Below are 6,355 nucleotides of genomic sequence, written 5' to 3'. Positions count from 1 at the left end.
CCTTGATGATCCTGATCGACCTGATCGAACAGCTCCGGCGCTTTGGTGACGTCAATCTGTCCTTCGGCCAGTTGCTGCAACTGACGCTGCTGAACACGCCGGCGGCGATCTCGGAAATGCTGCCCCTGCTGATGATCCTGTCCACCATCGCGCTGTTCGTCGGACTGGCGCGCAGTTCCGAACTGGTAGTGACCCGCGCCATCGGTCGGTCGGGCATCCGTGCGCTGGCCGCACCGGCCACGGTGGCGCTGTTGGTCGGCTGTCTCGCCGTGGCCTTCCTGAATCCGATCGCGGCGGCCACGTCGGAAAAATACCGCAACATGTCAGACCTCTACAAGAACGGCGGCAGTTCGACCCTTTCGATCAGCCGCGACGGCCTGTGGCTGCGCCAGGGATCAGCTCAGGGACAGTCGGTGATCAACGCGCGCAGCACCACAAGCGGCGAAACCCTCGAGTTGCGCGACGTGACGATCATCACCTTCGGCCCCGAGGGTATTCCAAACCGCCAGATCGTCGCCCGCCGCGCCATGCTAGAGGACGGCAACTGGGTTCTGCGCGACGCCAAAGACTGGTCGCTGGCCGACGGCGAAAATCCCGAAACCCAGGCGACCAAACACCAGACCCTCAGGCTGGCCACGACGCTGACCCGCGATCGCATCCTCGACACGTTGGGCCAGCGGGATTCCGTTTCGGTCTATGACCTGCCGCAACTGATCCGCGATCTGCGCGAGGCCGGCTTTTCGACCAAGCAATACGAGGTCTGGATGCATGTTCAGCTCGCGCGTCCGCTGTTTTTGGTTTCGATGGTCCTGATTGGGGCGGCGTTTACCATGCGCCATGTCCGGTTCGGGGGCACCGGCATCGCGGTTCTCAGCGCCGTTCTGCTGGGCTTCGCCATCTATTTCATCCGCAACTTCGCACAGATCCTCGGAGAAAACGGACAATTGCCGATCTACCTCGCGGCCTGGGCGCCGCCCTTTGCCGCCATCCTGTTGTCGCTTGGCCTGCTTTTGCATGTGGAGGATGGCTGATGCGCCGGCTCGCGACCTTGCTGCTGACGGCTGCGCTGGCCGCGGGCACCCCTTGGCTCGCCACCGCGCAGCCCAGCCAACCCGACACCGCCACACGGCAACAGCAGGACCCGCCCGCCCTGCTGGTGGCCGACAAGGTATTCGTCACCGCCGATGGAAAGCTGGTCGCGGAAGGCAATGTCGAGGCCTTCCAAGGCGATGTCCGGCTGACCGCGCAGCGCATTACCTATGACCGCGAGACGGGCGGCCTGACGCTGGAGGGTCCGATCCGCATCGACCAAGGTGGACAGGCCACCGTTCTGGCCGATTCGGCCGAGTTGGATGACGGTCTGCGCAACGGGCTGCTGACCGGCGCCCGCATGGTCTTTGACCAGCAAGTCCAGATCGCCGCCGTTCAGGCGACCCGCGCCGCTGGACGCTACACGCAGTTCAGCAAGGTCTCAGCGACCTCGTGCTACGTTTGCGCCGATGGTCGTCCGCCGCTGTGGCAGATCCGCGCACGCAAAGTGATCCACGACCAGGTGGAACGGCAGCTTTATTTCGAAGGCGCACAGTTCCGCGTGATGGACGTGCCGGTATTCTATTTCCCCACCCTGCGCCTGCCCGACCCCACGCTGGACAGGGCAACCGGGTTCTTGGTGCCATCCATCAGAACGACGTCGCAGCTGGGAACCGGGGTTCAGGTCCCGTATTTCTTCAAGCTCGGCGACCATCGCGACCTGACCGTCACGCCCTATGTGTCTTCCAAGACCCGCACGCTGGGCCTGCGCTATCGGCAGGCGTTCAAACGCGGACGCATTTCGTTCGAGGGGGCCTATACCCGCGACGACATCCTGCCGGGAGAAGGCCGCGGATATCTGTTCGGGTCCGGATGGTTCAACCTCAGGAACGATTTCCGCCTGACCTTCGACATCCAGGCCGCGTCAGATGACGGCTATTTGGCCGATTACGGCCTGCCCGACTATGACCGACTGCGCAGCGAACTCGCGCTGGAACGGATCAAGCGCGACACCGCGTTCCGTACCAGCTTCATTCACTACAAGACCTTGCGCGACAGCGAGAATCAGGACGAAATCCCTTCGCGCGTGTTCGACCTGTTCTACGAAAAGCGCTATTTCCCGACCACTCTGGGCGGTGAAGTCCGGTTGGGTTTCGAAACCCACTCCCATACCCGCACCAGCGACGCCGACATCACCGGCCGCGACGTCGCCCGCGCGAGTTTCGACGCCGAATGGCTGCGCAGTTGGACCTTCGCAACCGGCCTGCGCGCCGATGTCGAGATGGGCGCATCGGTCGATACGTTCGACATCCGCAACGACAGCGCCTATCCAGATCAGCTCAGCCGCGCGACCCCGCGGGCGGCGCTGACCCTACGCTATCCCATGACTCGGCGCGAATCCTCGGGGGCGACGCAATTCCTGGAACCTATCGCCCAGATCGGCTGGACCCACGTGTCCGACACGAACGTGCCCAACGACGAAAGCACTTTTCAGGAGTTCGACCAGGGCAACCTGCTGTCGATGTCCCGGTTCCCGGCCCCCGATCGGCGAGAGGATTCAACAACCGCCGTGATCGGCGTCAACTGGGCCCGCTATGCGGCCGGCGGCTGGCAGGCCCTGGCCACGATCGGACAGGTTTTCCGCGCCGATGCTGATCCGAACTTCACCCTGACCTCGGGGCTGCAAGGCACGTCCTCGGACCTTCTCCTGGCCGGTCAGATCAAGACCGCCAACAACCTCTCGCTGGCGGGGCGCGCCCTGCTGGATGGGGATTTCAGCTTTACCAAGGCCGAATTGCGCGGTGACTGGAAGGGCAACAGCACCTCTTTATCGGGCAGCTACATCTGGCAGGAGCCCGACCCGGCCGAGAACCTCGATGACGAGATTTCCGAAATTCGGTTGACGGCGCTCCACCGTTTGAACGAAAACTGGCGGACGCGCGCGCTGGCCCGCTATGATCTGGCCGAATCCGAGCCGCTCAGATTTGGCTTGGGCCTGACCTATGAAAACGAATGCGTGCAGGTAAACATGTCCGTCAGCCGGCGATATACGTCGTCATCGACTATTGAGCCCACGACGGAATTCGGCTTTACCGTTGCACTGACAGGATACGCCGTCGAAGGCGGGGGCAAAAAGTACAAGAGACAATGCAGTTGATTTCAGCTATCTCCACCTTTCTTCGTTCCGGTTTTCTGAAATCGGCGGCGCCCCTGCTGGCAGCGGCCCTGATCTCGGCGCTGCCGCATCAGGCCCCGGCCCAAAGCCTGTTCGCCCCCGCCATCCGGGTCAACCAGGACATCATTACCTGGTACGAACTGGAACAGCGGCAGCGGTTCCTCGAGGTCCTGGGCATTCCCGGCAGTTCAGAGCCCGAGGTCCGCAAGGCCCTGATCGACGAGCGGCTGCGCAAGCAGGCCATGCGCGAAGCCGGCATTCAGCCCACCCCCGAGGATATCCAGCTTGCGATCGATGAATTCGCCGCTCGCGGCCAGTTGGCGCCCGACCAGTTCCTGCAGGCGCTGACCGACTCGGGGGTCGACCCCGAAACCGTGCGAGACTATGTCGGCAATCAATTGGCTTGGCGCGACTATGTCAGTTCGCGCTTCATTTCTCAGGCCCGGCCCACACCCGACGAGATCAACCGCGCCATGGGCCAGTCCGGTGGCGGCGGGCTTCAGGTCCTGCTGTCGGAAATCATCATTCCCGTCACCCCCCAGACCCTTGCCCAGGCCGAGGCGCTGGCAGACGAGATCGCTCAGGTCAAGACCATCGACGCTTTCTCGGCCGCGGCCACGCAATATTCGGCCGCCCCGACGCGCGAGAACGGCGGGCGCCTCGATTGGCTGAATATCTCCAATCTGCCGCCGGTCCTGCAGCCCGTGATACTGGGCCTCAAGACCGGTGAAGTGACCCCTCCGCTGACGCTGCCGAATGCCGTCGCCCTGTTCCAGTTGCGCGGCCTGCGCGAGGTCGCAACCGGAGCGCCGCGGTACTCCAAGATCGACTACGCCGCCTATTATCTTCCCGGCGGCCTCAGCCCCGAAACCTTGAAACGCGCGGCCGAGCTCAAGGAAACCGTCGACACTTGCGACGACCTGTACGGCATCGCCAAGGGTCAACCGCCCGAAGTGCTCGACCGCGTTGAGGCCAGCCCGTCGGAGATTCCGCGCGATTTCGCGGTCGAACTCGCCAAGCTCGACCCGAACGAAGTGTCCTCCACGCTGACCCGCAACAATGGCCAGACGCTGGTGTTCCTCATGCTGTGCGGCCGCACCCGCGACCTGGGCGAAGACACCTCGCGCGAGGACGTGGCCAACGCGCTGACCCAACAGCGGCTGCAAGCCTTTGCCGACAGCCTTCTGGAACAACTGCGCGCCGACGCCACGATCATCGAGCAATGACCGCGCCCATCGCGCTCAGCTGCGGCGAGCCCTCGGGCATCGGTCCGGAAATCGCCGCCAAGGCCTGGGCCGCGTTGCGCGACAGCTGCCCGTTCTTCTACATCGGCGATCCCGACCACCTGCCGGACGATATCCCCACGACCAAAATCACAGACCCCGCCCAAGTGGCTGACATCTGCGCAGAGGCGCTGCCGGTGTTGCCGCTGGCTTTTCCCGCCCCCAACCTGCCCGGCTGCCCCGATCCGGCCAATGCGCCCTCGGTGATCGATGCTATCGAAACCGGCGTGTCGCTGGTGCAATCGGGCGCGGCCTCGGCCCTCTGCACGGCACCGATCCACAAGAAGGCCCTGATCGACGGCGCCGATTTCGCTTACCCAGGACATACCGAGTTTCTGGCGGCGCTCGCAGGCCGCTCCCGCGTAGTGATGATGCTGGCCAGCGACCAACTCCGCGTGGTGCCCGCCACGATCCACATCCCGCTGTCGCAGGTGCCCTCGCGGCTCACGCCCGACCTGCTGCGCGACACGATCGCGATCACCGCCGATGGACTGCGTCGCCAATTCGGCATCCCACATCCTCGCATCGCGGTGACCGGACTCAACCCCCATGCCGGCGAGGGTGGCAAGATGGGTCGCGAGGAACTGGACTGGATCGCGCCCCTGCTATCCGATCTTGCGCCCGACTGCTACACCGTCACCGGCCCGCACCCCGCCGACACGATGTTCCACGCCGCCGCACGCGCCCAATACGATGCCGCGATCGCCATGTATCACGATCAGGCGCTGATCCCGATCAAGACGCTCGATTTCGACCGTGGCGTGAACGTGACCCTGGGCCTGCCCTTCATCCGCACCTCGCCCGACCATGGCACCGCGCTCGACATCGCCGGGAAAGGCGTCGCCAACCCCACCAGCTTGATCGAGGCGCTGAAACTCGCCCAACGCATGGCACAAAGCACTTGATCCTTCATCTGGCCCCAAATATCCCCGCCGGAGGCAATAAATGTCTGGCGCACCGCCTGCACCTCGCGCCACGGTAACCGGATCATGAGCGCAATCGACACCCTCCCCCCGCTGCGCGAGGTCATCGCCAAGCACCAGCTCTCGGCCCGCAAGTCGCTGGGCCAGAACTTCCTGCTCGATCTCAACCTGACCGCCAAGATCGCCCGGCAGGCCGGCGACCTGAGCCAATGCGACGTGCTGGAGATCGGCCCCGGCCCCGGAGGCCTGACCCGCGGTTTGCTGGCCGAAGGTGCGCGAAAGGTGGTGGCGGTGGAAAAAGACACCCGCTGCATCGCCGCGCTTCAGGAAATCGCTGCTGCTTATCCCGGGCGGCTTGACGTCATCAATGGTGACGCTCTCGAAATCGATCCAACTGAACACCTGACGCCGCCCATCCGCGTGGCGGCCAATCTGCCCTACAATGTCGGGACCGAACTGCTGGTGCGCTGGCTGACCCCGCCGGAATGGCCACCCTTCTGGCAAAGCCTGACCCTGATGTTCCAGCGCGAGGTGGCCGAACGCATCGTGGCGCAGCCCGGCACCAAGGCCTATGGCCGACTTGCGATCCTGGCCCAGTGGCGGGCTGAGGCGCGCATTGCCATGTCCCTGCCCCCCGGTGCGTTCACGCCGCCGCCCAAGGTCAGCAGCGCCGTGGTCCACTTGACCGCCCTTCCCGAACCACGCTTTCCGGCGGATGCCGACACCCTGTCACGCGTCGTGGCCGCTGCGTTCAATCAGCGCCGCAAGATGCTGCGCGCGGCGCTCAAGGGGCTGGCCCCCGATATCGAGGACCGCCTGACAGCCGCAGGCATCAAGCCGACTGATCGTGCCGAGCAAGTCTCGCTCGAAGCCTTCTGTGCGCTGGCACAGGAATTGCGGAAAGCCTGACAGTCTGACCAAGAAAAAGCCCCGGCGCAGATGCC

At 64.4% G+C, this 6,355-nt stretch carries 5 protein-coding genes; all 5 read left to right on the top strand.

Going from position 1 to position 6,355, the window contains the following annotated elements:
• On the top strand, window positions 1-1,031 hold a 1,031-nt coding region (gene lptG / locus AC2FM3_RS12700), incomplete at its 5' end, for an LPS export ABC transporter permease LptG (RefSeq protein ID WP_496682347.1).
• Window positions 1,031-3,187 (top strand): LPS-assembly protein LptD, encoded by a 2,157-nt coding sequence (locus tag AC2FM3_RS12695; RefSeq protein WP_496682345.1) that lies wholly within the window; start codon window positions 1,031-1,033, stop codon window positions 3,185-3,187. The genes lptG and AC2FM3_RS12695, both read left to right, overlap by 1 nt.
• The gene (locus AC2FM3_RS12690) at window positions 3,178-4,431 is read left to right on the top strand and encodes a peptidylprolyl isomerase (protein ID WP_496682342.1); all 1,254 of its coding nucleotides are present in this window, start codon (window positions 3,178-3,180) and stop codon (window positions 4,429-4,431) included. Before AC2FM3_RS12695 ends, AC2FM3_RS12690 begins: the two co-directional genes overlap by 10 nt.
• On the top strand, window positions 4,428-5,393 hold the full coding sequence (gene pdxA / locus AC2FM3_RS12685; RefSeq protein ID WP_496682338.1) for a 4-hydroxythreonine-4-phosphate dehydrogenase PdxA: 966 nt from the start codon (window positions 4,428-4,430) through the stop codon (window positions 5,391-5,393). The genes AC2FM3_RS12690 and pdxA overlap by 4 nt, the downstream gene beginning before the upstream one ends.
• 84 nt (window positions 5,394-5,477) lie before the next feature.
• Complete coding sequence (gene rsmA, locus AC2FM3_RS12680) at window positions 5,478-6,320, top strand: 16S rRNA (adenine(1518)-N(6)/adenine(1519)-N(6))-dimethyltransferase RsmA (protein WP_496682335.1); 843 nt, start codon at window positions 5,478-5,480, stop codon at window positions 6,318-6,320.
• Window positions 6,321-6,355 lie beyond the last annotated feature (35 nt).

The organism is Ruegeria sp. BHSB172 (assembly GCF_059613165.1).
Note: the sequence above shows the minus strand (reverse complement) of the source record. Positions and strands in the feature narration are given on the sequence as shown.

Coding starts and splice junctions, on each gene's coding strand:
- AC2FM3_RS12695 (WP_496682345.1), top strand. CDS start 1,031: ATGCGCCGGCTCGCGACCTTGCTGCTGACGGCTGCGCTGGCCGCGGGC.
- AC2FM3_RS12690 (WP_496682342.1), top strand. CDS start 3,178: ATGCAGTTGATTTCAGCTATCTCCACCTTTCTTCGTTCCGGTTTTCTG.
- pdxA (WP_496682338.1), top strand. CDS start 4,428: ATGACCGCGCCCATCGCGCTCAGCTGCGGCGAGCCCTCGGGCATCGGT.
- rsmA (WP_496682335.1), top strand. CDS start 5,478: ATGAGCGCAATCGACACCCTCCCCCCGCTGCGCGAGGTCATCGCCAAG.